This window comes from Streptomyces sp. MCA2, assembly GCF_023544705.1.
GTDB lineage: Bacteria > Actinomycetota > Actinomycetes > Streptomycetales > Streptomycetaceae > Streptomyces > Streptomyces decoyicus.
This window is the reverse complement of record NZ_JAMJFM010000001.1, coordinates 147014-173423: the sequence shown is the minus strand read 5'-3', so window position 1 is coordinate 173423 and position 26410 is coordinate 147014. Positions and strand designations below refer to the sequence as shown.

21 protein-coding genes and 1 pseudogene are annotated in these 26410 nt (G+C 68.3%); 9 read left to right on the top strand and 13 right to left on the bottom strand.

The window, feature by feature from the left end; genetic code table 11:
• Positions 1 to 37: 37 nt before the first annotated feature.
• From gyrB to dnaA, 6 genes are all read right to left on the bottom strand, one after another.
• Positions 38 to 2092 (bottom strand): DNA topoisomerase (ATP-hydrolyzing) subunit B, encoded by a 2055-nt coding sequence (gyrB, locus tag M8I34_RS00780; protein ID WP_308371755.1) that lies wholly within the window; start codon positions 2090 to 2092, stop codon positions 38 to 40.
• A 298-nt stretch (positions 2093 to 2390) separates the two neighbouring features.
• On the bottom strand, positions 2391 to 2924 hold the full coding sequence (locus tag M8I34_RS00775) for a DUF721 domain-containing protein (protein ID WP_250047241.1): 534 nt from the start codon (positions 2922 to 2924) through the stop codon (positions 2391 to 2393).
• Complete coding sequence (gene recF, locus M8I34_RS00770) at positions 2921 to 4057, bottom strand: DNA replication/repair protein RecF (protein ID WP_250047240.1); 1137 nt, start codon at positions 4055 to 4057, stop codon at positions 2921 to 2923. The genes M8I34_RS00775 and recF overlap by 4 nt, the downstream gene beginning before the upstream one ends.
• Before the next feature lie 73 nt (positions 4058 to 4130).
• Entirely contained in the window at positions 4131 to 5009 is an 879-nt protein-coding gene (gene gnd, locus M8I34_RS00765) for a phosphogluconate dehydrogenase (NAD(+)-dependent, decarboxylating) (protein ID WP_244413549.1), read from the bottom strand.
• 182 nt (positions 5010 to 5191) lie between these two features.
• Positions 5192 to 6322 carry a DNA polymerase III subunit beta gene (gene dnaN / locus M8I34_RS00760; protein WP_030075713.1) on the bottom strand — a complete coding sequence of 377 codons (1131 nt, stop codon included), beginning with the start codon at positions 6320 to 6322 and terminating at the stop codon, positions 5192 to 5194.
• Between the two features lie 1066 nt (positions 6323 to 7388).
• Positions 7389 to 9311, bottom strand: coding sequence for a chromosomal replication initiator protein DnaA (dnaA, locus tag M8I34_RS00755; protein ID WP_308371684.1), 1923 nt, complete (start codon positions 9309 to 9311; stop codon positions 7389 to 7391).
• 378 nt (positions 9312 to 9689) lie between these two features.
• Between dnaA and rpmH the strand changes: the two genes are divergently transcribed.
• From rpmH to M8I34_RS00710, 9 genes and pseudogenes are all read left to right on the top strand, one after another.
• Entirely contained in the window at positions 9690 to 9827 is a 138-nt protein-coding gene (gene rpmH / locus M8I34_RS00750; RefSeq protein ID WP_030354375.1) for a 50S ribosomal protein L34, read from the top strand.
• Positions 9828 to 9851: 24 nt separating this feature from the next.
• A pseudogene (gene rnpA, locus M8I34_RS00745) lies at positions 9852 to 10220 on the top strand (ribonuclease P protein component); the annotation flags it as partial.
• An 86-nt stretch (positions 10221 to 10306) separates the two neighbouring features.
• Positions 10307 to 10624 (top strand): membrane protein insertion efficiency factor YidD, encoded by a 318-nt coding sequence (yidD, locus tag M8I34_RS00740; RefSeq protein ID WP_006604423.1) that lies wholly within the window; start codon positions 10307 to 10309, stop codon positions 10622 to 10624.
• Between the two features lie 3 nt (positions 10625 to 10627).
• A complete protein-coding gene (gene yidC, locus M8I34_RS00735) occupies positions 10628 to 11767 on the top strand; it encodes a membrane protein insertase YidC (protein WP_250047238.1) in 1140 nt (379 codons plus the stop codon).
• Between the two features lie 53 nt (positions 11768 to 11820).
• A complete protein-coding gene (locus M8I34_RS00730) occupies positions 11821 to 12288 on the top strand; it encodes a R3H domain-containing nucleic acid-binding protein (RefSeq protein WP_284049814.1) in 468 nt (155 codons plus the stop codon).
• Between the two features lie 134 nt (positions 12289 to 12422).
• Positions 12423 to 13148, top strand: a complete 726-nt coding sequence (gene rsmG, locus M8I34_RS00725; protein WP_244419828.1) for a 16S rRNA (guanine(527)-N(7))-methyltransferase RsmG — start codon at positions 12423 to 12425, stop codon at positions 13146 to 13148.
• Positions 13149 to 13454: 306 nt separating this feature from the next.
• Positions 13455 to 14525 carry an AAA family ATPase gene (locus tag M8I34_RS00720; protein ID WP_279614459.1) on the top strand — a complete coding sequence of 357 codons (1071 nt, stop codon included), beginning with the start codon at positions 13455 to 13457 and terminating at the stop codon, positions 14523 to 14525.
• Entirely contained in the window at positions 14522 to 15619 is a 1098-nt protein-coding gene (locus M8I34_RS00715) for a ParB/RepB/Spo0J family partition protein (protein ID WP_250047234.1), read from the top strand. The genes M8I34_RS00720 and M8I34_RS00715 overlap by 4 nt, the downstream gene beginning before the upstream one ends.
• A gap of 308 nt (positions 15620 to 15927) precedes the next feature.
• Entirely contained in the window at positions 15928 to 16545 is a 618-nt protein-coding gene (locus M8I34_RS00710) for a GNAT family N-acetyltransferase (protein WP_030075726.1), read from the top strand.
• A gap of 84 nt (positions 16546 to 16629) precedes the next feature.
• Here M8I34_RS00710 and trxA read toward each other — a convergent pair whose 3' ends face one another.
• The 7 genes from trxA to M8I34_RS00675 form a co-directional block, all read right to left on the bottom strand.
• Positions 16630 to 16956, bottom strand: coding sequence for a thioredoxin (gene trxA / locus M8I34_RS00705; protein ID WP_030615259.1), 327 nt, complete (start codon positions 16954 to 16956; stop codon positions 16630 to 16632).
• A 45-nt stretch (positions 16957 to 17001) separates the two neighbouring features.
• Complete coding sequence (gene trxB, locus M8I34_RS00700) at positions 17002 to 17973, bottom strand: thioredoxin-disulfide reductase (RefSeq protein WP_030990590.1); 972 nt, start codon at positions 17971 to 17973, stop codon at positions 17002 to 17004.
• A 114-nt stretch (positions 17974 to 18087) separates the two neighbouring features.
• Positions 18088 to 19032: a zf-HC2 domain-containing protein gene (locus M8I34_RS00695; RefSeq protein WP_250047232.1), complete on the bottom strand. Its 945-nt coding sequence runs from the start codon at positions 19030 to 19032 to the stop codon at positions 18088 to 18090.
• Positions 19029 to 19724, bottom strand: coding sequence for an RNA polymerase sigma factor SigM (sigM, locus tag M8I34_RS00690; protein ID WP_250047229.1), 696 nt, complete (start codon positions 19722 to 19724; stop codon positions 19029 to 19031). Before sigM ends, M8I34_RS00695 begins: the two co-directional genes overlap by 4 nt.
• 225 nt (positions 19725 to 19949) lie before the next feature.
• Positions 19950 to 21671: a serine/threonine protein kinase gene (locus M8I34_RS00685; protein ID WP_250047228.1), complete on the bottom strand. Its 1722-nt coding sequence runs from the start codon at positions 21669 to 21671 to the stop codon at positions 19950 to 19952.
• Between the two features lie 107 nt (positions 21672 to 21778).
• Positions 21779 to 24007 (bottom strand): murein biosynthesis integral membrane protein MurJ, encoded by a 2229-nt coding sequence (gene murJ, locus M8I34_RS00680; RefSeq protein ID WP_250047227.1) that lies wholly within the window; start codon positions 24005 to 24007, stop codon positions 21779 to 21781.
• Between the two features lie 46 nt (positions 24008 to 24053).
• Positions 24054 to 26309, bottom strand: a complete 2256-nt coding sequence (locus M8I34_RS00675) for a DUF6049 family protein (protein ID WP_308371682.1) — start codon at positions 26307 to 26309, stop codon at positions 24054 to 24056.
• Positions 26310 to 26410: the final 101 nt, after the last annotated feature.

Genomic DNA, 26410 nt, shown 5'->3' with positions numbered 1-26410 from the left:
CCTTTCGAGCTGCGGCTGGTATACGGGCCGACAGGGCTCAGATGTCGAGGAAGCGGACGTCCTTGGCGTTGCGCTGGATGAACGAGCGGCGCGCCTCGACGTCCTCGCCCATCAGCACGGAGAACAGGTCGTCCGCACGGGCCGCGTCGTCCAGCGAGACCTGACCGAGGACCCGGTGGTCGGTGTCCATGGTCGTGATGCGCAGCTCCTCGGCGTTCATCTCACCGAGACCCTTGAACCGCTGGATCGAGTCCTCGCGGATCCGCTTGCCGTTCTGCTTGCCGAGCTCGATCAGCGCGTCCCGCTCCGGGTCGGAGTAGGCGTACTCGAAGTCGTCCCGGCCCCACTTGATCTTGTACAGCGGCGGGCGGGAGAGGTAGACGTGCCCGGCCTCGACCAGCGGCCGCATGAAGCGGAAGAGGAACGTGAGCAGCAGGGTGTTGATGTGCTGACCGTCGACGTCGGCGTCCGCCATCAAGATGATCTTGTGATAGCGGAGCTTCTCGATGTCGAAGTCCTCGTGCACGCCCGTGCCGAACGCCGAGATCAGCGCCTGGACCTCGTTGTTCTGGAGGATCTTGTCGACCCTGGCCTTCTCGACGTTGAGGATCTTGCCTCGGATCGGCAGGATCGCCTGGTACTCCGGGTTCCGGCCGGACTTGGCCGAGCCGCCGGCAGAGTCACCCTCGACGATGAAGATCTCGCACTTGGTCGGGTCGTTGGACTGGCAGTCGCTCAGCTTGCCCGGCAGCGACGCCGTCTCCAGCAGGCCCTTGCGGCGGGTCAGATCGCGCGCCTTACGGGCCGCCACGCGCGCGGTCGCGGCCTGGATGCCCTTGCGGATGATGTCCGCGGCCTCGTTGGGGTTGCGGTCCAGCCAGTCCGTGAGGTGCTCGTAGACCACCTTCTGGACGAAGGTCTTCACCTCGGTGTTGCCCAGCTTGGTCTTGGTCTGGCCCTCGAACTGCGGCTCGGCGAGCTTGACCGAGATGATCGCCGTCAGGCCCTCGCGGATGTCCTCACCCGTGAGGTTGTCGTCCTTCTCGCGCAGCAGCTTCTTGTCGCGCGCATAGCGGTTGATCAGGCCCGTCAGCGCGGCGCGGAAGCCCTCTTCGTGGGTACCGCCCTCGTGGGTGTGGATGATGTTCGCGAAGCTGTAGACACCCTCGCTGTACTGGGTGTTCCACTGCATCGCGAACTCGACCGAGAGCTGGCGCTCCTTGTCCTCGGCCTCCACCGCGATCACCGTCGGGTGCACCAGCTCGCCCTTGCGCGAGTTGAGGTACGTCACGAAGTCGACGATGCCGCCCTCGTAGTGGTACCGCACCGAGAGCGGCTTGCCCTCCTCGTCCACATGGTCCGGGCGCTCGTCCGTCAGCGCGATCGTCAGACCCTTGTTGAGGAACGCCATCTCCTGGAAGCGCCGCGACAGCGTCTCGAAGCTGTACGTGGTGGTCTCGAAGATGTCGGGGTCGGCCCAGAACGTCACGGTCGTGCCGGAGTCGTCCGTCGCCTCGTGCTGGGCGAGCGGCGCGGTCGGCACACCGAGCTTGTACTCCTGCGTCCAGCGGTAGCCGTCCGTGCGGACCTCGACCGCCACCCGCTGCGACAGCGCGTTCACGACGGAGACACCCACGCCGTGCAGACCACCGGAGACCGCGTAGCCGCCGCCGCCGAACTTGCCGCCGGCGTGCAGCACCGTCATCACGACCTCGACGGCCGGCTTGTTCTCCGACGGCACGATGCCGACCGGGATACCGCGGCCGTTGTCGACGACGCGGACGCCGCCGTCCGCCAGGAGCGTCACCGTGATGGTGTCCGCGTGGCCCGCCAGCGCCTCGTCGACGGAGTTGTCGACGACCTCCTGCACGAGGTGGTGCAGACCACGCTCGCCCGTCGAGCCGATGTACATGCCAGGGCGCTTGCGGACCGCGTCCAGGCCTTCGAGGACGGTGATCGCACTGGCGTCATACGACTTCTCCACCGCGGAGTCGCCCATGGCGCCGGCAGGAACCCCCTCTTCAGTAGAAGCCGTGTTGTTCTCGTTGAGGTCGCCGGAGTCGGCCACGAAGCGCCCTTTCTGGCACAGCACGAGCCCTTCCGCGCCTGTGGGATTCACCCCTGGGAAGACAGGCGGGAGCGGCTGCGTCGTTCGACATGTTCCGCGAGTGGGCGGGATTGCCATCAGTCTACCGGTAGCGCTGACACTCATGGGGGTTTGCAGGCACCTGAGTCGTCATGTGCCGCCCTGAACTGGCGTCCGCCGACTCCCCATATTCGAGAAGGGGCCTCAGGACGCTCAAGCGGGCACTCAGCGCTTCCGGCTGTCAACCGGCGGCTACCGTGAGCGGGGTCTCACCCGCCTCACCCGTATAGGGGGTGCGCGGGGCTCAGCCGTAGGTGTCGCCGGGGCCCTTGCTTCCCGGGGCCCGCAGCGATCCGTACCGGCGTGCGGGGCCTCCCGGACCGAGCACCTTGAGCATCTTCACGGTGCCGTGGCCCAGGTCCTCGTTGAGGCGGGCCACCAGCGTCGGAGCCAGCAGCCGCAGCTGCGTCGCCCAGGCCGTCGAATCGCACTGGACGGTCAGCACCCGTGCGTCCTCGTCGTACTTCTGCGGCTCACAGTGCTGGGCCACCTCGGGCCCGACCAGCTGCGGCCAGCGCCCCATCACCCCGCCGACCGCGGCCGGGGTCTCCCAGCCGCGCTCCGTGATCAGCCGGTTGATCGCCGCACCGAGCGGCAGCGGATCGCGGCCGTCGGCCCGTGCGCCCGAGCGCAGCCCGCCGCGCCTGGCCTGCTTCTTCTGCTGGGCTGCCGCGCCCCGCGCCCGCGCCTGCTCCTTCGCGGCCACCAGCGCCTGCCGGGCCAGGTCCACGCCGGAGAGCTCCGGAGGCTTGGGCCGCTCGGGCTGCTCCTCGCTCACGGATTCACCTTCTCCGCGGCGCCGTCGGACACCGCATAGCGCGCCCCGGCCAGGACGCCCGGCACATCGTCGTCCACCGCGGCGGTCACCAGCACCTGCTCGCCCGGGGCCACCAGCTCCGCCAGCCGCTCGCGGCGCCGGGCGTCCAGCTCGGCGAAGACGTCGTCGAGCACGAGCACCGGCTCGTTGCCCTCGGCGCGCAGCAGGTCGTACGAGGCCAGCCGCAGCGCCAGCGCATACGACCAGGACTCGCCATGGCTGGCGTAGCCCTTCGCCGGGAGCTGCCCCAGCTTGAGCACCAGATCGTCGCGGTGCGGGCCGACCAGCGTCACCCCGCGCTCGATCTCTCCCTTACGGGCCTCGCCGAGCGCCGCCAGCAGCACGCCGTACAGCTCCTCGCGGGTCGTGGCGTCGGCCATCGCCTCGCCCGCCGAACCGCGGTACTCCAGCGCCAGCGGCCCGCCGCCCGGCGCCAGCTGCTCGTAGGCCTTGTCCGAGAGCGGCTGGAGCGTGGCGATCAGATCGAGCCGCTGGGCCAGCAGCTCGGCGCCCGCGCGGGCCAGATGCTGGTCCCAGACGTCCAGCGTCGACAGATCCATCTGCCGCCCGCCGTGCCTGCGCGCCAACGCCGCAGTTTTCAACAGGGTGTTGCGCTGCTTGAGGACGCGGTCGTAGTCCGAGCGCACCCCGGCCATCCGCGGCGAACGCGCGGTGATCAGCTCGTCCAGGAACCGCCGGCGCTCCCCCGGATCCCCCTTGACCAGCGCCAGATCCTCCGGCGCGAACAGCACCGTCCGGACGATCCCCAGCACATCCCGCGGCCTGACCTGGGAGGAGCGGTTGATCCTGGCGCGGTTGGCCTTGCCCGGATTGAGCTCCAGCTCGACCAGCTGCTGCCGCTCGCCCTGGACGACCGCGGCCCGGATGATCGCCCGCTCGGCGCCCATCCGCACCAGCGGGGCGTCCGAGGAGACCCGGTGGCTGCCGAGCGTGGCGAGATAGCCGACCGCCTCGACGAGATTGGTCTTGCCCTGGCCGTTGGGGCCCACGAAAGCCGTGACGCCCGGATCGAGCGGAACCTCGACCCGGGCGTACGAGCGGAAGTCGGCGAGAGACAGATGCGATACGTGCATTGCTGGGCGCCGACCTCTCCGGCTGCTGCGTGCTGGTGCTGCCTGTTGCTTGTGGTTGCTGTGGTGCTGCTGGCTACTTCTTGCCCTCGACCGCGTGGCCACCGAACTGGTTGCGCAGCGCGGCGATCATCTTCATCTGCGGCGAGTCGTCCTGGCGGGACGCGAACCGCGCGAAGAGCGAGGCCGTGATCGCGGGCAGCGGCACGGCATTGTCGATGGCGGCCTCGACCGTCCAGCGGCCCTCACCGGAGTCGGCGGCGAAGCCGCGCAGCTCGTCGAAGTGCTCGTCGGCGTCGAGGGCGTTGACGGCCAGGTCGAGCAGCCAGGAACGGATGACCGTGCCCTCCTGCCAGGAGCGGAAGACCTCGCGCACGTCGGTGACGGAGTCGACCTTCTCCAGCAGCTCCCAGCCCTCGGCATAGGCCTGCATCATGGCGTACTCGATGCCGTTGTGGACCATCTTCGCGAAGTGGCCGGCGCCGACCTTGCCGGCGTGCACCGAGCCGAACTTCCCCTCGGGCTTGAGGGCGTCGAAGACCGGCTGCACCTTGGCGACATCGTCCTTGTCGCCGCCGTACATCAGCGCATAGCCGTTCTCCAGGCCCCAGACGCCGCCGGAGACGCCGCAGTCGACGAAGCCGATGCCCTTGGCCTTCAGCTCCTCGGCGTGCTTCTCGTCGTCGGTCCAGCGGGAGTTGCCGCCGTCCACGACGATGTCACCCGGCGAGAGCAGCTCGGCCAGTTCGTCGATCGTGGACTGGGTGGCGGCACCGGCCGGCACCATGACCCAGACCACCCGCGGACCCTTGAGCTTGTCCACCAGCCCCTGAAGGCTGTTGACATCCGCCACGTCGGGGTTGCGGTCGTATCCGATGACGGTGTGGCCGGCGCGGCGAATGCGCTCGCGCATATTGCCGCCCATCTTGCCGAGACCGACGAGACCGAGCTCCATCAGAGACCCTCTTTGCACGTAGTCGTTGCTGTTCGTACCCGAGTCCGAGCCTACGCCCGCAGGTCCGTGCACACCTGTGGGCTCAGCCGCTCATCAGGGGCTCTTCAGCCGGTCGCCGCAAGGCCTGTGGCCAGGGCGCTGTCCGGTGTCCGCCGGACAGCGGTCCCTTGGCCGTACGGCCGTCAGCCGGAGAGCCGCACGGGCATGATCAGGTACTTGTACGCGTCGTCCGCCTCGGCATCCTTGGCCGGCCGGCCGCTCAGCAGCGCGGGCTTGGTCGAGGTCGTGAAGGACAGCTGCGCCACCGGGGAGTCGATGGCCGACAGGCCCTCCAGGAGGAAGCCGGGGTTGAAGGCGATCGAGATGTCGTCGCCGTCCAGGTCGGCGTCGACCCTCTCCACAGCCTGTGCGTCGTCGCTGGAGCCGGCCTCCAGGATCAGCACACCCTGCTCGAAGCTCAGCCGGACCGGAGTGTTCCGCTCGGCCACCAGCGCCACACGCTTGACGGCCTCGACGAACGGGGCGGTCTCGATCACGGCGACCGAATTGAACTCGGTCGGGAAGAGCGTGCGGTACTTCGGCAGGTCGCCTTCCAGCAGACGCGTCGTCGTCCGCCGCCCGGCGCCCTCGAAGCCGATCAGGCCCTCGCCCTGGCCGGAGCCGGACAGCGCGAGCGTGACGGTGTCGCCGCTGCTCAGGGACTTGGCGGTGTCCAGCAGCGTCTTGGCGGGGACCAGCGCGACGGCGGAGGCGTCCGGGCTCTCCGGCTTCCACAGGAACTCGCGCACCGCGAAGCGGTAACGGTCGGTGGAGGCCAGGGTGACCGTGTCGCCCTCGATCTCGATCCGGACGCCGGTGAGCACCGGGAGGGTGTCGTCACGGCCGGCGGCGATGGCGACCTGGGCGGCAGCGGCGGCGAAGACCTCACCGGGGACGGTGCCGGTGGCGGTGGGCATCGTCGGCAGGGCCGGGTACTCCTCCACAGGAAGCGTGTGGAGTGTGAACCGCGAGGAGCCGCAGACGACGGTGACCCGTACACCGTCGGTGGAAATCTCCACCGGGCGGTTGGGGAGCGCACGGCAGATGTCGGCGAGCAGCCGGCCGGAGACGAGGACCGTGCCTTCCTCTTCGACCTCGGCGTCCACCGAAACCCGCGCGGAGACCTCGTAGTCGAAGCCGGAGAGGCTCAGCGTGCCGTCCTCCGTCTTCAGCAGCAGGCCCGCGAGGACGGGCACCGGCGGACGGGCCGGGAGGCTCTTGGCCGCCCAGGCCACTGCCTCCGCGAGTACATCGCGCTCCACCCGGATCTTCACCGGAAACCGCCTCCTGCTGTTGCTGGCTCTTCGCCCTGCTGGCCTTCGTCGTCGGCTGGGTTGCCGGAGACCAGTCTGACGCACGCCACCGACAGTCGGTGCGGCTCGGGGTCAAGTCGGCTCGACCGGTGGCGGACGGTCGGCGGCCAACTTGTGCACAGGCCCCGTTTCCGAACGAGTTCCCCGGTAGATATCCGTGGTCGTAGTAGTAGGGGCTGTGGAAACCGTGGACAACTGCTTTTGCGCAGGTCAACCCGGATTTTTTGTCCACTGCCCCTGTGGGTGGCGGTCGTGGATAAGCCGGCGGTTCTGTGGACCGCCAGAAGTTCTGCACACCCGATGCACAGGAGACAGGTACTTCTCCCCAGTGCCATCCCCAGCTTTACCCACGTTCCCCACAGCCCAATCAATCACCTTGGTGTGACCGCTTTCACTCGGCCCGGTGAGAGCGGGTGTTGCGTTGCCGAACAGTGGACAGCGGTGTGGAGAAGCTCGGGATTGCTGGGGACAACAGCGGCTTGCCTGTGGGCGGGCGGTGGACAAGACGCGGCCCCTCCTGTGGACGAATCTTCTGTCCACACCCTGTGGAGGAGGGTTGGTCACAAATCCACACGCGGTTGACCTCCTCCGATGCCCCGTCAGAACACCGGCCTGTGGATCCCACAGGGATAACTTTCCCCTCCCCAGGATGTGGACGGAAGATTCTTGCCCAATCTGTGGAGAGAAGCCGTGACCGGCCGCGGAATCGAACACGGGCGGCGCGCTCCACAGGTTTGGGACGGCGTCGGGACGGATCGGACCGGGGACGGAGAGGGCGCGGAAGAGCCTCGGAACGGTTCGGAACGGGTTCGGGAGACGTCCGTGGACGCGTGCGGAGGCGCCCAGGAGGGCTTGAGGGCCGGCGCGGGAGGAGACGGGGAGGCATGAGGAGCGCGTGGGAGGCACGGGAGGCCCGACGGGCAGGCCCTTCCCACGGCCGCGCCCCGTACGGCGAAGGGCGCTCCGGGAGCGGATCCGGAGCGCCCTGGGACGTCCTGCGGTGGCGACGGGCCGGCGGTGGCCGGCCTCAGCCGTTCTTGATGCGGTTGGTCAGCTCGGTGACCTGGTTGTAGATCGAGCGTCGCTCGGCCATCAGCGCGCGGATCTTGCGGTCGGCGTGCATCACGGTCGTATGATCCCGGCCGCCGAACTGCGCGCCGATCTTCGGCAGCGAGAGATCGGTCAGCTCGCGGCACAGATACATGGCGATCTGTCGGGCGGTCACCAGCACCCGGCTGCGCGACGAGCCGCACAGGTCGTCGATGGTCAGCCCGAAGTAGTCGGCGGTGGAGGCCATGATCGCGGTCGCGGTGATCTCCGGCGCGGCATCCTCACCACCGGGGATCAGGTCCTTCAGCACGATCTCGGTCAGCCCGAGGTCCACCGGCTGCCGGTTGAGCGAGGCGAACGCGGTGACCCGGATCAGCGCGCCCTCCAGCTCACGGATGTTGCGCGAGATCCGGGACGCGATGAACTCCAGCACCTCCGGCGGCGCGTTCAGCTGCTCCTGCACCGCCTTCTTGCGCAGGATCGCGATCCGGGTCTCCAGCTCGGGCGGCTGGACGTCGGTGATCAGGCCCCACTCGAAGCGGTTGCGCAGCCGGTCCTCCAGGGTGACCAGCTGCTTGGGCGGCCGGTCACTGGAGAGCACGATCTGCTTGTTCGCGTTGTGCAGCGTGTTGAAGGTGTGGAAGAACTCCTCCTGCGTCGACTCCTTGCTCGCCAGGAACTGGATGTCGTCGACCAGCAGGATGTCCATGTCGCGGTAGCGCTTGCGGAACGCGTCCGCCTTGCCGTCGCGGATGGAGTTGATGAACTCGTTGGTGAACTCCTCCGAGCTCACGTACCGCACCCGGGTGCCCGGATACAGGCTCCGCGCATAGTGCCCGATCGCATGCAGCAGGTGGGTCTTGCCCAGCCCCGATTCCCCGTAGATGAACAGCGGGTTGTACGCCTTGGCCGGGGCCTCGGCGACGGCGACCGCGGCGGCGTGCGCAAAGCGGTTCGAGGCACCGATGACGAAGGTGTCGAAGAGGTACTTCGGGTTCAGCCGCGCGGTCGGCTCACCGGGGCCGGTCGCCGGCGCGGGCTGCGCGGCGAGCGGGCTGGGCGCACCGCTGGGCGCGGGAAGCATGCTGCCGGGACCGCCCGTGCGGCCGTTGTGCCCGCCGGGCTGGTGCTCGGAGAGGTCGCGCCGCGGCTGGTCATAAGGGGAGCGCGGACCGTCGGAGTGCTGCGGCGGCCCACTGCGGTCGGGCGCCTGCCCGCGGTAGTCGTTCTGCCGCTGCTGATGCTGCGATACATGGGACGACGGCGAGGCGTACGGGTCGCGCTCGGGGAAGCCGCCGAGGTGTTGCTGCTGCCAGCCGTAGTCGTCGCGCGGGCCGGGGCCGCCGGCCATGTGGGAGGAGTGCTGCGGCCAGCCGCCGGGCTCGTGCCGCGGCTGCTGATAGTCCGGGTAGGCGGGCCGGACGCCGGGCAGATCGTCGCCCTGGTGCCCGTAGCCCTGCCGGTTGTCGCGCCGGTTGTCGTGCCGGGCTTCGTAGCCGTCGTAGGCATCGTGCTGCTGTGGTGCCTGATGCGACGGCTGATGGCGCGGGGCGTGCTGCTGGGGCGACTGGTGCTGCGGGGACTCATGCTGGGGCGCGGGCGGTGCGGACTGCGCCGGGGGCTCCTCGGCGGAGTCGTCGACGGTGATCGCGATCCGGATCGGGCGGCCGCACTCATGGCTGAGGGCCTCCCCGATCAGCGGCGCCAGCCGGCCTTCGAGCACGCCCTTGGCGAATTCATTGGGAACGGCGAGCAGCGCGGTGTCGGCGACCAGTGCCAGCGGCTGGGTGCGCTTGAGCCAGTCCTGGTCCTTGGGCTTGAGGCCGTCGGCCTCCGCACGAAGGAGATGGTCGAGCACGCGCGGCCACACTGCGGCAAGATCGGCAGGTACATCAGCCACGGGGCACGCTCTCTCAGCAGTCCCACGAATGTGTGATTCTCAGGACGGGCGGGAAGGAATCGGAGTTCAGCCACGGTAGTCAGGGCGGGCCTGGTGATTCAAGTTGTTGTCCACAGGCTGTGCATAGTGTGTCCTGACAAGCGGCTCGTCGGCGCTGCCGAGAAGCCGGTTTGACCGGATGGCGTAGCCGCGCGTACCGTGACCAGGTCGAGTTGTCGATGGCTGCTGCCGCCTGCCTCCGATGGGCAAAGATCACGCTCGAGTGATCGTGTAGCGGTGCACTTAGGCGTTGCGAGCTACTCGTGGGCGCACGGTGACAGCCAGTCGACGCCCCACATTTGTCTCTGCTGAGGCAACAAGCATTTCTGGAGCCCCCGAGTGAGCAAGCGCACCTTCCAGCCGAACAACCGCCGCCGCGCGAAGACCCACGGCTTCCGTCTGCGCATGCGGACCCGCGCCGGCCGCGCGATTCTCGCGACCCGCCGTGGCAAGGGTCGCGCCCGCCTGTCGGCCTGAGCAGCCTGAACCTAGGTCCATGACGTGCTGCCTACCGAGAATCGGCTGAGGCGGCGCGAGGACTTTGCGACCGCGGTACGCCGGGGACGCAGGGCCGGGCGCCCGCTCCTTGTCGTTCATTTCCGCAGCGGTGCAACGGACCCGCACGGGTCGGGGGAAAGTGTTCCCTCGGCACGTGCGGGTTTCGTCGTGAGCAAGGCAGTGGGCAACGCTGTCGTGCGCAACAAGGTCAAGCGCAGGCTCCGGCATCTCGTGCGCGACCGGCTGGACCGGCTGCCCGCCGGTAGCCTGGTTGTCGTACGGGCCCTGCCCTGCGCGGGTGATGCAGATCACGACCAGCTGGCCCGCGACCTGGATGCCGCCCTTGAGCGGCTGCTGGGAGGGGTGCCGAGAGGCTGCAATCCCCCGGGGGCTGCGACCGACGGCGGATGCGCCGCGGGCCCCCGGAACCCCGGACGGGACCCGGGAGGGAGCGCACAGTGAAGTACCCGCTGCTGCTTTTGATCAAGATCTATCAGTGGACCATCAGCCCCCTGCTGGGACCGGTCTGCAAGTACTACCCGTCGTGCTCGCACTATGGCTACACGGCCATCGACCGGCATGGCGCGGTGAAAGGGACTGCGCTGACAGCTTGGCGCATCCTGCGATGCAATCCGTGGTCGCTCGGTGGCGTCGACCACGTCCCTCCCCGGAAGCGTCCGGTTTGGCATCAGCGGCTGAGGAGCCGCCTGGGCGGGCCCACCGTCCCTGAGCCTGTCGCCCAGCCCGAGACTCAGCCCAACGCCCAAGGAGCCTGATTCGTGGACACGATCCTCGGTCCCCTCTATATCGCTGTTTCCTGGATCATCGTCCAGTTCCACTCGTTCTACAGCCTCATCTTTGACAGGGACAGTGGCGCGGCGTGGGGTCTGTCCATCGTCTCGCTGGTGGTGCTGATCCGTATCTGCCTGATCCCGCTCTTTGTGAAGCAGATCAAGTCGACGCGGAACATGCAGGCGCTCCAGCCGAAGATGAAGGCGATCCAGGAGCGCTACAAGAGCGACAAGCAGCGCCAGTCCGAAGAGATGATGAAGCTCTACAAGGAGACGGGCACCAACCCGCTCTCGAGCTGTCTCCCGATTCTGGCCCAGTCGCCGTTCTTCATCTCGCTGTACCAGGTGCTGAACCACATCGCCCAGAACAAGGTGGTCGGTGTCATCGACCAGCCGCTTCTGGAGAGCGCGCAGAAGGCCCACATCTTCGGTGCGCCGCTGGCGGCGAAGTTCATGGACAGCGCGGAGAAGATCCAGAGCCTGGGTGCTTCCGTGGTCGACGTCCGCGTGGTCACGATCATCATGATCGTTCTGATGTCGGCGTCGCAGTTCTACACGCAGCGCCAGCTGATGACCAAGAACGTCGACCTCACGGTGAAGACGCCGTTCATGCAGCAGCAGAAGATGCTGATGTACGTCTTCCCCATCATGTTCGCCGTCTTCGGCATCAACTTCCCCGTCGGTGTGCTCGTCTACTGGCTGACCACCAACGTGTGGACCATGGGCCAGCAGATGTTCGTCATCCGTCGTAACCCGACTCCGGGCAGCAAGGCCTTCGCGGAGCGCCAGGAGCGGCTGCGGGCCGCGGGCAAGATCGTCGAGGACCCGGCCGAGATCGCCGCGAAGCAGGCCGTCGAAGAGGCGCGCCAGAACCGCCAGCAGCCCAAGCGCCAGACGAAGTCCAAGCGGCAGACCGGCGGCGCTCCGGCCGGCGGTGCGCAGAACCGTACGCGTGCCGGATCGGCGTCGGGTGGCACGGACGCCGATCAGGGTGCTGCGAAGAAACAGTCGCTGGAGAAGAAGGACGCGCAGGACGGCAAGGAGAAGGGCGGCGCCTCCGGGTCCCGCACCACCAAGTCCGGACAGCGCAAGGGCCAGCAGCGCCCCAAGCACCCGTCGAAGAAGTAAGAAGGAGTCCTTTCGTGACGGACACGACCCCTGCCACCAAGGGCACCGACACCATGACCCGCCTGGAGCAGGAAGGCGAGATCGCGGCCGACTACCTCGAGGGTCTGCTGGACATCGCCGACCTCGACGGTGACATCGACATGGATGTCGAGGCCGACCGTGCCGCTGTGTCGATCATCAGTGACTCGACCAGCCGTGACCTCCAGAAGCTGGTGGGCCGCGACGGTGAGGTGCTGGAGGCCCTTCAGGAGCTGACCCGGCTGGCCGTTCACCGTGAGACCGGTGACCGCAGCCGTCTGATGCTGGACATCGCCGGCTTCCGGGCGCGTAAGCGTGAGGAGCTTGCGGAGATCGGTGCGAAGGCGGCCGAGGAGGTCAAGGGCACCGGCGAGCCGCTGAAGCTCGACCCCATGACGCCGTTCGAGCGCAAGGTCGTCCACGACGCGGTGGCGGCGGCCGGGCTCCGGAGCGAGTCCGAGGGCGAGGAGCCGCAGCGCCGAGTGGTTGTCCTCCCGGCCTGACCGCTCAGCGCTCCCGTTTTCTTTGGCCCCGTCTGCTCGCAGGCGGGGCCAAAAGTTGTCAGCGTTCTGTGTTATCCCGGGGGCGTAACCCGGGTTCCCGGCAGGAAAAGCAGTCCAGAGGAAGGGCGGTTCCCGTGACGGAGGAAGCAGCGGAGCTCCCTCCTGCGCCGCAGGCGGCGGAGGAGGTTTTCGGCGAGCGCTTTCCGGAGGCTGTGCGGTACGGCGAACTGCTCGCCGACGCCGGGGTGAAGCGTGGGCTCATCGGCCCGCGTGAGGTGCCACGGCTGTGGGAGCGGCATCTGTTGAACTGCGCGGTGCTCTCCGAGGTGGTGCCCGAGGGTGTCTCGGTCTGCGATGTGGGCTCGGGGGCCGGGCTGCCCGGTATCCCGCTGGCTCTGGTGCGGCCGGACCTGAAGATCACGCTGCTGGAGCCGCTGCTGCGGCGGACGAACTTCCTCCAGGAGGTCGTCGAGCTGCTCGGACTGGATCATGTGACGGTCGTGCGCGGGCGGGCCGAAGAGGTCATGGGCCAGCTTCCCCAGGTGCATGTGGTGACGGCGCGTGCCGTGGCCCCGCTCGACCGGCTGGCCGGCTGGGGCGTTCCGCTGCTGCGTCCTTACGGCGAGATGCTGGCGCTCAAGGGTGATGCCGCGGAGGAGGAGCTCAAGGGAGCCCGGGCCGCGCTGAGCAAGCTCGGCGTGGTGGAGACCTCGGTGGTGCACGTGGGTGAGGGCATCGTGGATCCGCCCTCGACCGTCGTGCGGGTCGAGGTGGGCGAGAGCCCCGGCGGTGTGCGCTTTGCGGCCAAGCGCGCGAAGGCGGCTCGGGTGGGCCGTGCGTCGAGGGGGCGCCGGCGCTGACGTCCTGGTGCCGGAGCCTTGCAGGTCGGCATGGAGGCACCAGTTTTCCGTTCCGCGAGGGAGTGGAACGTGCGAATTTCGTAAATGCCATCAAAACGACACAAGACGGAGTGTCGCGGCTAATTCAGGCGCGACGCTGGCATCGTGTTTCACGTGAAACGTCGTTCTCTGCTGCAAGGGATCATCGGTCGCGGTCGTGCGGCCGCAGCGCCGCGCGACCGTAGACCCACAAGGGTCAGCGAAGTATCCACAGAAGTGGATTCGTCCACAGGAGAACGGACCTCACTGGTTCACGACACCGAAAGCATGGCAGGCTCTGAACACTGTGAGCCTGATGTCGAGGAGAGTGAATCCGTGCGGTCCGACGCCAACATCGCGGGACCGATGACCGATCCGGTCCCCGGTCCCCGTAGCGAGTCGTTCGGGGACGACGTTTCACGTGAAACGCCGCCCCCGATGGATGACACCCCGATCGGTCGTGCAGCTCAGCTGGCGGTGGAGGCACTTGGCCGCGCGGGCGAGGGGCTGCCCCGGCCTGAACAGACGCGGGTCATGGTGGTTGCCAACCAGAAGGGCGGGGTCGGCAAGACCACGACCACGGTGAACCTGGCAGCCTCATTGGCTCTGCACGGTGCCCGGGTTCTGGTGATTGACCTCGACCCGCAGGGCAATGCGTCGACGGCGCTGGGGATCGACCATCACTCCGAAGTGCCCTCCATCTATGACGTGCTGGTGGAGAGCAAGCCACTCTCCGACGTGGTGCAGCCCGTCGCGGATGTGGAGGGTCTGTTCTGTGCGCCCGCCACGATCGATCTGGCCGGTGCGGAGATCGAGCTGGTCTCGCTGGTGGCGCGTGAGAGCCGCCTGGACCGGGCCATCAAGGCGTATGAACAGCCGCTGGACTACATCTTCATCGACTGTCCGCCCTCGCTCGGCCTGCTGACGGTCAACGCTCTGGTTGCCGGCGCCGAGGTGCTGATCCCGATTCAGTGCGAGTACTACGCGCTTGAGGGACTGGGGCAGCTGCTGCGGAACGTCGATCTGGTGCGGGGGCATCTCAACCCCGAGCTCCATGTATCGACGATCTTGCTCACCATGTACGACGGGCGCACCCGGCTGGCCTCCCAGGTCGCCGACGAGGTGCGCAGTCACTTCGGCCACGAGGTGCTCCGTACGAGCATCCCCCGCTCGGTGCGTATCTCCGAGGCACCCAGCTATGGGCAGACAGTGCTCACCTATGACCCGGGATCCAGTGGCTCGCTTTCCTACCTCGAAGCGGCCCGAGAGATCGCGTTGCGTGGGGCCCCGCAAACCGGAGGCCAGGGCCTCAGCGTCAACTATGAAGCACAGCACAGCATCTCGGAGGGGACTCAGTGAGTGAACGACGTAGAGGCCTGGGCCGTGGGCTCGGTGCGCTGATCCCCGCGGCACCGCAGAGCACGGACAATGCAGGGTCGGCGGGACAGGGAGCGGCGTCACCGTCGTCCGCACCGGTCTTGGCTCCAGAGCGAGGAGTAGCGGCCGCCAAGGTGACCTCGCTGCCGGCGCACGGTGTTTCACGTGAAACGGAAGCACCGGCCGGAGCGGAGCCACCGTCGGCGGGTGTCTCCGCGGTGGCAGGAGCGCACTTCGCCGAAGTGCCGCTGGATGCGATCAAGCCGAACCCGCGGCAGCCGCGTGAGGTCTTCGACGAGGACGCCCTTGCCGAGCTGGTCACCTCCATCAAGGAGGTGGGCCTGCTCCAGCCGGTAGTGGTCCGGCAGACGGGGCCGGGGCGGTACGAGCTCATCATGGGCGAGCGCCGCTGGCGGGCGTGCCGTGAGGCCGGCCTGGAGAAGATTCCCGCGATCGTGCGGGCCACGGACGATGAGAAGCTGCTGCTCGACGCGCTTCTGGAGAACCTCCACCGGGCACAGCTCAACCCGCTGGAAGAGGCAGCCGCCTACGACCAGTTGCTGAAGGACTTCAAGTGCACGCATGACGAGTTGGCCGACCGGATCGGGCGTTCGCGTCCGCAGGTCTCCAACACGCTGCGGTTGCTGAAGCTCTCGCCGTCCGTGCAGAAGCGGCTTGCCGCCGGTGTGCTCTCCGCAGGACATGCCCGCGCGTTGCTCTCCGTGGAGGACTCGGAAGAGCAGGACCACCTTGCGCGCCGCATCGTCGCGGAGGGACTGTCGGTCCGTTCCGTCGAGGAGATCGTGACCCTGATGGGGTCGACACCCACGAGCGCAAACAAGGCCAAGGGGCCCCGTGCGGGTACCCGGGTGTCCCCCGCGCTCACGGGTCTGGCTTCCCGGCTTTCCGACCGCTTTGAGACCCGGGTGAAGGTCGATCTGGGGCAGAAGAAGGGAAAGATCGTCGTCGAGTTCGCTTCGATAGACGATCTGGAGCGGATCCTCGGCACGCTTGCCCCTGGTGAGGGGCGCGTCCTGGGCCAGTCGCTGGCCGAGGAGAGCAACGAAGAAGAGTGAGCTGACGCTCTCGGCTCCTGGGCGGGCCGTGTTCCGGAGCCCATACCGGAACACGGCCCGCCCTTTGCTCTCTTGCGGTACCCGTGCCCGTAAAGGGTGGATACGATGCGTTCAGGTATGGCACGCATCCATCTGGAGACACCTCACACCGAGGAGAGAGCCATGCAATCGGTGAGCCGCACCGGACTGTTGGCAGCGGGGTTCGGCCTCGCAGCCGTCGGAGGGTTCGTTGGTGGTCTGCTCAGAGAGCAGGCGGCGCTGACGGCGCTTCGTGGTGTGGCAGGCGAGGGAAGTGAGGACCTGGTTCCATGGGCCGTCGGCTCGTACCGCTCACGTTGGACAACCTTCCGGACCTCCCCAAGCGCTGCCGCTCCTGTGTCTTCTGGGAGCTCGACCCCGTCAGCGGCGAGGCCGCGGTAAAGGCGGGTCGCCCCGAGCTCGAGAAGGAAGCCTGGATCTCGGCAGTACTGCTGGAGTGGGGGTCCTGCGGACGGGTCGTCTATGTCGATGAGGTGCCCGTCGGGTTCGTGATGTACGCCCCGCCGGCGTATGTGCCGCGCTCCACGGCTTTCCCCACCAGCCCGGTCTCGCCGGACGCGGTGCAGCTGCTGACGGCGTGGCTGATCCCCGGCTACCAAGGTCAGGGGCTGGGGCGGGTGATGGTCCAGACGGTCGCCAAGGACCTCATCCAGCGCGGCTTCAAAGCCATCGAGGCCTTCGGCGATGCACGCTGGAGCGAGCCGGCGTGTGTGCTGCCCGCCGATCATCTCCTCGCGGTCGGCTTCAAGACCGTACGGCCCCACCCCCGCTTTCCTCGGCTGCGCCTTGAGCTACGGACCACGATTTCGTGGAAGGAAGATGTCGAGCTGGCGCTCGACCGCTTGCTGGGAGCCGTCCAGAAGGAACCCGCCCTGCGGCCGCTGTGAAGCACGCGGTTTCACGTGAAACAGAGAACGGGCTCGCCCCCTTGATGGGGCGGGCCCGTTTTCCGTGAAACGTCGTAGCGCGACTCAGGCGAGGTAGTCCGCCAGGTCGCGCTCGATCGCGGCCTTCGGCTTGGCACCGACGATGGTCTTCACGACCTCGCCGCCCTGGTAGACGTTCATGGTCGGGATCGACATGACGCCGTACTTGGCGGTGGTTGCCGGGTTCTCGTCGGTGTTCAGCTTGGCGATGACGATCTCGTCGTGCTCGGCGGCAATCGCCTCCAGGGACGGGGCGACCTGGCGGCAGGGACCGCACCAGGTGGCCCAGAAGTCCACGAGGACGGGCTTGTCGCTCTTGAGGACGACCTCTTCGAAGTTGTCGTCCGTGACGGTCACCGTGGCGCCGGCCATGGCAGTCTCCTTACTGGGGTGGGTGGTGGGAAAGCTGGGTGCGGATCAGACGGTCGCGGTCTTGTCCGGCTCGGACGCCTCGCTGTCCGACAGCGCAGCGAGGAACCGCTCGGCGTCCAGGGCGGCGGAGCAGCCCGTGCCGGCTGCGGTGATCGCCTGGCGGTAGGTGTGGTCGACAACATCGCCGGCGGCGAAAACGCCCTGGAGGTTGGTCCGCGTGCTGGGCGCATCGACCTTGAGGTAGCCCTCGTCATCGAGCTTCAGCTGACCCTTGAAGAGCTCGGTCCGCGGGTCGTGGCCGATCGCGATGAAGAGGCCGGTGACGGGGAGCTCGGAGGTCTCGCCCGTCTTGCGGTTGCGCAGCGTCAGACCCGACAGCTTGCTCTCGCCGTGGATCTCGGCGACATCGCTGTCCCACACAAACTTGATCTTCGGGTCGGCGAAGGCACGCTCCTGCATTGCCTTGCTGGCCCGCAGAGTGTCACGGCGGTGGACGACCGTGACCGACTTGGCGAAGCGGGAGAGGAAGGTGGCCTCCTCCATCGCGGTGTCGCCTCCGCCGATGACGGCGATGTCCTGGTCCTTGAAAAAGAACCCGTCACAGGTGGCGCACCAGGAGACGCCACGGCCGGACAGCTCGTCCTCGCGGGGCAGCCCGAGCTTGCGGTGCTGGGAGCCGGTGCTGACGATCACGGTCTTCGCCCGGTGGACATTTCCAGCGGTGTCCGTGACGGTCTTGATCTCCTCGGAGAGGTCGACCGAGACAATGTCGTCCGGCACAAGCTCGGCGCCGAAGCGCTCCGCCTGGGCGCGCATGTTGTCCATGAGGTCCGGCCCCATGATGCCGTCGCGGAAACCGGGGAAGTTCTCCACGTCGGTGGTGTTCATCAGCGCGCCTCCGGCGGTGACGGCACCTTCGAAGACCAGCGGCTTCAGGGACGCGCGGGCGGTGTAGAGCGCTGCGGTATAGCCCGCGGGCCCGGAGCCAATGATGATCACGTTGCGGACGTCGCTCACGGGTGTCTTCCTTGTCTCTGCCGACTGCTTGCTGGGGCTCTCGGAACTCTCACCCCACCCAACGGATCCTACGGGCCGAGCATTCCCGGAGTGTCACAGCGCACTTCTCGTCGCTCAGTCTCGCTGGTACGAGTGAGACAGCAGGACCTTTCCGGGAGCCAGCGGCGTGGCGGAGACGCAAGAGGAACTGACGACATACGCGGAGACGCGCTTCGGATCGGACGGGTTCGGCAGCACCACGAGGTAGGCGTCCGTGCCCTGATATTGAGTGTGGCTGGACGCGAGCGGGGTCTCCGTACGCTTGATCCCGAGGCGGACACACGACGGGATGGTGTCGGCACCGCCGCGCATCGTCGACTCCGGAGAGGTTCGCGTGCCGATCTCCGGGGATTTGTGCGAGCCCTTTGACGCCAGCAGATCGTGGACATGCGATCCCAGGCTGGCGGCGGTCAGGCCGGCCGCACGATCCGTGGTCGCTTTGGGAGTGACGGTGGCCCGGTCAGGACCTTTCGCCTGGGTGCCGTCGACGGCTGCGTTCTGGATGAGCAGGCCGCCGAAGCTGAAGACCGCCGCAGCCGCAGCGCTACCGAGCAGAATCCGGGGCCAGCGCCGTGCACGGGACGCGCGCCCGCCGGGTGACTGGCGACCCGGCCCGGACGAGCCCCGGGGCCGCCCGGACGGCCGGGCGGGCGGCGTGGCCCGGCGGGGCAGCTCGTCGGTTTCACGTGAAACAGCGACGGGGAGGGTGGCTGTTTCACGTGAAACAGCCACGGCGCCGCTGGGGGCGGTGGCATCCAGCAGCGCCTCGGCGGCAAGGGCGGCATCGATGCGACCGGCCACGTCGGCAGGCATCCGGAGTGGACCGGGGAGAGTGCCGAGCAGCGCCCGGATCTCCTCCAGGGATGCATAGACGTCATCGCACAGCGGGCAGCCGGCGAGATGCTCACGTACATCCGCGCTGCGGGAGGGAGAAAGCAGCCCGTCCGTGAGGTCGGAAATCTCGGAGACTTCCGGGTGCTCACCTGTGGGGTGCTCACCCGTGCCGGTCGTCGACGTCACGCTCGCCCACCTCCGCCCTTCACGGCACCTGTGTCCTTCGGCCCTGCCGTCGGTGGGACGGATGTCCCCTGCGCCCGGTTCCTTCCCCCGCTCGCGGGTTTGCTATCCCCGTTGCCGGCGCGCAGATGGGTGACCAAGGGGAGGAGCCGAGCGCGGCCCCGTGCGCACCGGCTTTTCACCGTGCCGGTGGGGATATCGAGGATCGCCGCGGCTTCCGCGACGGGGTAGCCCTGCATATCGACGAGGACGAGCGCGGCACGCTGCTCCTCGGGAAGGGTGCGCAGGGCGCTGAGCAGCTCCCGGTGCAGGTCCTGGCGCTCGGCGGGTGCCGCGGCGGATTCCTCGGGCTCGAGAAGCTGCTCCAGCCGCTCGGTCTCGGCAACGGGCGAGGTGCGCCGAGAGGCGGCTTTACGGGCCCGGTCCAGGCAGGCATTGACCGTGATGCGGTGCAGCCAGGTCGTCACGGCGGACTGCCCGCGGAAGGTGTGGGCCGCGCGATAGGCGGAGACCAGGGCGTCCTGGACGGCGTCGGCGGCCTCTTCGCGGTCGCTGAGGGTGCGCAACGCCACTGCCCAGAGCCGGTCACGATGGCGCCGGACGATCTCCCCGAACGCGTCGGGGTCGCCCTTTACGTGCAGGGCAAGGAGATCGGCGTCGGTTGGTATCGAAGCCTTGTCGCTGTCGGTGGACACGGGCCCCCCGGCCGTAGCTGCCTGATCTCGGTCCAATTGAAGCCCGCCAGGTCATGAATGTAAATGCTGTCGAAAGGCGGCGGTGAGCAGGCAGGTGGCCGATATGCGCCGTTCTCACATGGGCGTTCCGCACAGCAGCAGCGCTCAAGGGTGTGGGGCTCCGGTCCGCATACCGGACCGGAGCCCCACCACTGTCCTGGACGGTCGTGCCGCCTCACCACCTGCTCAGCTGGTGAAGGACACCTCTGTCACACCCTGCCGGTACCCGGCGCCGGTATACCCGTCACCTGGCGCATACGGCATCGCGGTGAGCCATACGACGACGTAGCGCGCCTTTTCCGGCTGCTTCAGCTTGACCTTGGCCGTCGAGTCCGCGGTCCTGCCCGTTCCGAGCTTCCGCATGGAGCTGAGCGGCTCGGACGGGGAGAGCGAATTGGCTGCGTAGAGCGTCACGGTGGTGTGATCGCCGGTGTAGTGCAGACCGATCGACGCGCCGCTTATCTGCTGCTTCGAACCGAGGTCGTAGACGAGGCCCACGCCCTTCTTGAAGGCCGGGTTCAGATCAGGGCCCTCGTGGTAGCCCTTGCTGCCCCAGTAGGTGCTGGGGTTCCCGTCATAGGTGTCCTGCGCCTGATTCGCGTGCTGCGGCTGGCCGTCGGGGTAGTACTCACTACCGTCCACGATCTTGATCGGCTTGCCTTGGGGCTTCTTGGCCCCGCCGTTGCTCGGCTGCGAGTTGCTCGGGTCGTCCTGGTCCTTCTCCCGCTTGAGCAGGGTGTCTGCCAGCTGCCAGCTGCCCAGTCCCAGCGCCGCGATGAGCAGCGCGGAGACCGACCACTTGAGCGCCCGGCCGGTGCGGCTCTGCAACGGGGGCGGCGGAGTGGCGACAGGCTGCGTCGCCCGGGGCGACTGCGCGGCCTGCCCCGGCGACTGCCGGTAGCTGCCCTGCTGGAATCCCGTGCGCTGGTACGGCGGAGGTGTGGTGAAGGAGGTCTCCGGAGGCCGGATACGCGGCACGGCCGCGACGGCCTTGGCCAGCTCCTCCGGGGTGGTGCACGGCTGCTCCTGGCGGGAAGCCGTGGCGCCATCGTTGATCAGGGCACGCATGGCGAGCTCGGACAGCCCGCGGTGAACGCCGGCCCGCACCTGGTCGGGCGCGATGAGTCCGACGCCCTTGGGCAGGCCGGTGAGGCCATGGGCATCGTTCTCGTACGGCCAGCGCTGCGTCAGCGCGGCATAGAGCAGCGCACCGATCGCCTCCGTGTCCGTGCGCTGCGGGTGCTCGCAGGTGATGCCGCGCAGCGCCGCCATGACGGCCAGCCCGCGGATGCGGTACTGCCCGGACTCCGTACGCAGCACCGAACCGGGCGTGATCCGCAGATGGGACAGGCCCTCGCGGTGCGCGGCGGCCATGGCCTGGGAGACCTGGCTGACGAGCTGGTAGGCGTCGTGCGGCTCCAGGGGGCCGTTCGCGAGCACCGTGGTGAGCTCGGTGGCGTCCGGCAGCCACTCATGGACCACGTAGACGAGGTCGTTCTCCTCCACGGCGTCCAGGACCTGGACGAACCGGGGGTCACCCAGCAGTGCCGAGGAACGGGCGGCGGACAGCACCGGCCGTGCCCGCGGGTGGTCGGCGGGCAGGATATGCACGCCGACGGCGCGGCGCAGCTTTTCGTCGACCGCGCGCCAACTACTGAATCCGTCCAGACGGGTGACGCACTCCTCGAGGCGGTAGCGTCTGGCAAGCTTGTGGCCGCTGTGCAGCTCCGGTGGCTCGGCTTCGATCGCCGCGGCACACTCCTCATCGGTGCCTGCGGCGTCCTTTTCCCCGCCGGATACCTTCTCGGCCTTAGCACCGTCGTCCGTGGCCTTACCCGCCTTGGCGGTCAGCGGTTCCTCACCGCTCGTGTCAGCCACGTCGACGGCAGCCGTGCTCCGTTCCGCCACCGTCGTTCCTGCCTCCCCATCCGTTGCAGGCTCAATGAGCCAAGACAATTGTGCCCACAGTCCGCCACTATGCACGACACACGGTGGCAGTCGATGGTTGTGCTCAATCAACGCCCAAGCTTCGACCGGACCATGCCGACCAGGGCGTTCAGTTCCTCAATGCGCATTTTGCGTGCAGCTACGTAGAACACGGCCAGAAGTGCGGCCGAGCCGGCGACCAGAGCGGCCAGCGACCCGAGGAATCCGCTGCCGAGCGTCTGCATGATCCCGTACACCGCGGCGCCCGAGGTGATCGTGGCCGGGATGCTGGCGCCCGCCAGCCGTGCGTAGGTCCGGACGACATGAGCGGTGTCGAGGTCGCCGTCCATGCGCTTGCTCAGACGGCGCCAGGCCACACCCACGCCGATGATGTACGCCAGGCCGTAGGAGGCCGCCATGCCGACCACGGCCCACTGGGCGGGCAGGACCAGGAAGCAGAGACCGGAGGCCGCGGCGTTGACGGCGGCGACGATCACCGTGTTGTAGAAGGGGGTGCGGGTGTCCTCGTACGCGTAGAAGGCACGCAGGACGACGTACTGCACCGAGAACGGGATCAGCCCCACACCGAAGCCCATCAGCATGTAGCCCATCGGGATGCCGGCGCCGGACGAGCCGTAGACCAGCGTGCACAGCGGGATGCCGAGGGAGAGGAAGCCGAACGAGATCGGGACGATGGCGACGGCGGAGGTGCGCAGGCCCTGCGAAATGTCGTCGCGGACGGCTCCGGTGTCACCGTCGTGCGCGGACCGCGCCAGCCTCGGCAGCAGCGCGGCCATGACGGAGACGGTGATGATCGCCTGCGGCATGTTCCAGATCAGCTGTGCGCTGGCGTAGGAGATGAAGCCGGTGCCCGGGTGTCCCTGGTCGTTGGCGGTGTTGCCGGCCCAGGTGGAGAGCTGGGTGACGACGAGCACGCCCGCCTGGTTGGCGAGCACGAACAGCACGGTCCACTTGGCGAGCTTGGCGGCCTTGCCCAGGCCGTGGCCGCGCCAGTCGAAGCGCAGCCGGAGCTTGAAGTCGGCGTCGCGCAGGTACGGGATCATCGCCAGCGCCTGGACGACGAGCCCGAGGAGGGTGCCGATGCCCAGGAGCCGGATGCCCTCGTCGGGGATGGTGGTGACGCCGATGTGCGAGGTGTTCGCCGTGCCGTAGACCCAGATGAACAGGCCGAAGGTGGCGATCATGACGATGTTGTTGAGGACCGGGGTCCACATCATCGCGCCGAAGCGGCCGCGGGCGTTGAGGATCTGTCCCATCACGACATGCAGACCCATGAAGAAGATCGTGGGTACGCAGTAGCGGGTGAACGCGACGGCGACCTCGTTGGCCGCCGGGTCACGGGAGATGTCGAAGGAGACCAGTTTCACCAGGAGTGGCGCCGCCACGACCGCCAGCACCGTCAGCGCGCCGAGAATCACGATGACCAGCGTCAGCAGCCGGTTGGCGTAGGCCTCGCCGCCGTCGTCGTCCTCCTTCATCGCGCGCACCAGCTGCGGGACGAAGACGGAGTTCAGACCGCCGCCGATGGTCAGGATGAAGATCATCGTCGGAAGCTGGTAGGCGACCTGCCAGGAGTCACCGAGCACGGCGCCACCGAGGGCCGCGACGATCAGCGCCGAGCGGACGAAGCCGGTGAGACGCGACACCATCGTGCCGGCAGCCATGACCGCGCTGGACTTCAGCAGGCCGGAGGCGCGGCCGCCGGAGGGCTTGCCGGCCGCCGCCACGGGGGCGGGCTCCGGCTCCGGCGCGGGCTGGTGGGGCACGGCCTCCGGTCCGGGCGCCGTACCGGTCACCGGGGGGCCCATCGGGGCAGGAGCGGGGTGCCGGCCCTCGTAGGACTGCTGGTCCCGGTAGAGATGCGCGAAGGCGTCGGGCTCCGGACGCTCGTCGGCGGCCTGGGTGATCAGGTCGTCGACACCCACGAACTGTGTCGTCGCGGCGGCATCGCCGTACGGGAGATTGCGGGTCGGGCCCTGCGGCTCGGGCGGCGGGGGCGAGGCCCACAGCTGCGGGTCGGGCGTGTGGCGGCCCGCGGCAGGCTGCTGGTAGAGCGGATGCGGGGGCCGGCCCGGGGGCGGCGGGGGGTGCGCGGCGCGGTCGTAGAGCGCCTCGGTCACCGGATCCTGGGCCGTCGGGTCCTGTGCGCGGTGCGGGTCATTGCGGTAGGCGTCCTGGACGTAGGGGTCCTGGACGTAGGGATCCTGGTCCGCGGGCGGCGGGGGCGTCGGAGGGACCGGCCCCGTGGGGTCGCCATTGGCGCCCCGGCCCCGGTCACCGTCGTACGGCGCATTCATCGCTGCCCCACCTCATCCGTCGCCGGCCATCCGGCCCCGCCATCTATCAACGGTCCACTTTCTCACCTGAGCCGGACGGGTCGGAGCTTTCCGATCCGGTGTCCGGCGTGGGGTCACTCGGCTGCTCCGGCTCGTCGCCGTCCGTGCCGCCGTTGTCGCCATCCGTGCCTGAACCGTCATCGGGCTCGTCGCCGTCGGACCCGTTCTCGGTCCGCCGGGCGGCCGCCCGCTTGCGCTGAAGATAGATCCGTACGCCGGCGAGCACGAGCAGCAGCACGCCGCCCGCGATGACGAGCATCACCGTGGCGGTGATCTCCGTGACGTTCACTTGGAACATCATCGGCTCACCGTAGGGCTTTCCGTCCGCCGTGTAGAGCTGGGCGGTCACCCATGCCCGGCCATTGGCGTTCGCGGTGGTGTCGAACTTGAACGACTGGCTGTGCCCGCCGTCCACCGTGATCTGCTGCGACTTCCCCGCGTCCAGACGGTTGGGCTGGGACGAGGTCAGCTTCAGCGTCATGTCCTTGACGCCCTGGACCAGGTTGTTCTGCACCGTCACCGGAATCGTGGCGCTGCGCCCGGAGAGCGTCGCCCCCGACTTCTGGATCAGGCGAACCTTCTTGGTCAGACCGTCGAGGTAGTTGCCTACGGAGTGCCGGAACGTCTTGGCGCCGGTGGCGTTGCCCCGCCACTCCGTCGACATCTCCCGCATCATGGCGTTGCCGAACGGGGTCACCACGCGCTCCGGCTGGGCCAGGATCACCTGGAAGTCGTCCAGCGCGGACTGGGTGCCCTGGATCTGCCGGAAGGCGCTGACGGGGAGTTCCTGCCTGCGCAGTGAGGACGGGTAGGCGGCGCCGCTCGGCACATGACGGGTGGCGGCACGGTCGGGCTTGGCCTTTGCCGCGCCGGCGAGGTTCAGCGACTGGGTCCAGCTCCCGGAGTCGTCCAGACTCCGCAGGGCGGTGGCCATGGCGTGGGCCTGGCTGACCGAGGGCATGCGCTGCGGCGCGACGACGATGCTGCGCTGCCGGCCGGGGTCCTCAAGGTTGATCATCTGGGTCTGGGCGAGGAACTCCTGGACCGCATGGGTGGAGTTTCCGGCCTTCGACATATCGCCTTCGAACGCCCGCGAGAGCTGCGCGTCCGCGACGACTGCGGTGTTGCCGCCGCCGATGGGGCGGGCCGCCGTCGGGGTGTAGGGCAGCCTGTCGGCGTCCCGCAGGCTGTCGCTGCGGGTGATCACGTTGTGCGCACCGGCCGAGGTCGCGACATCCACGATGGACGAGTCGACCGCGCCGTCGACGGGCCAGGCGAAGTCCGTGCGGGGCTTGACTCCGAGGATCGTGTCCACGGTCTTGTCGGCGAGGTCGGTGGCAGGGCCGAGGTGGCTGAGCGCGCTGGGCACGCCCTTGCCGTGGTGGGCGAGCGAGGCCAGGTCGGGGTCGGCGAAGGGCAGCGCGACGACCTCGTGCGTCTTGACCGCTTCTTCGAGGTCGTGCAGCCACTGCTTGGCGACGGCCTGGTTCTTGCCCATGGGCCCGTCCGGGCCGTCCACCCGGTACGACTTGGTCATCGCGTCGACGGTGGCGAGCAGGTCGGGATCGATGACGAAGGTCACCGGCAGGTTCTTGCCGAGCGCGACCATCTGCTGGAGCCGGCCTCCCGGCGCGAGCTCGGCAGCGAGGTCATCGTTGCGGAAGACCGGCGTCTGCTGAGCGTCGGCATCCGTCTCGGCGGTGAGATGAGTGGGGGAGATCAGCGGCCACATGTACGTGAGCTGGGTCTTCTTGTCGGCATTGGCCGTCTGCCAGGGCAGGAACGTCCGGTCGAAGCCGAGGACCTGTCCGTACGGCGCGGCCTGGGAGCGCCCTGACAGAGAGATGCCGATCGGGTACACACCGCTATCGGTGAGCTTGAGGTCCTTGACCGGCACGCTGAGGCTGAAGGGGCGGCTGACGCCGGGCTCCAGCTTGCCGATCTTGTCGGTGTGCCCCTTGATCTCCTCACCGTCCGTACTCGGCTGATAGCCGGTACGACGGGACGCGTTCTCGATGGAGCTACGGCCGCCGAGCGCGGATCCATGGTGCATTCCGACATGCGCGTCCGTGATCGTGCTGCGGCCGTCGTTGGTGAGCGTGCCGGAGACGGTGACCGTGTCGCTCTTGGAGGGAGCTGACGGGGACATGGAGTCGATGGTGACATCGACCGTGCGGGAGCCCGTCGGGGCCGCCTGGGCGGACGAGGCATGCGGAACCTGGAGCAGCCCCATGAGAAGGAGCACTCCAGTGAGCAGTGTCACGGTCCTTCGCAGCCATCGACCACGCGGCCGTTCAGTCCCCTGGAACCCTGCCGCCTCGGCCACGCGCTCGCCCGTCCCTCGTCGTCGTCAGTGGTCGTTCG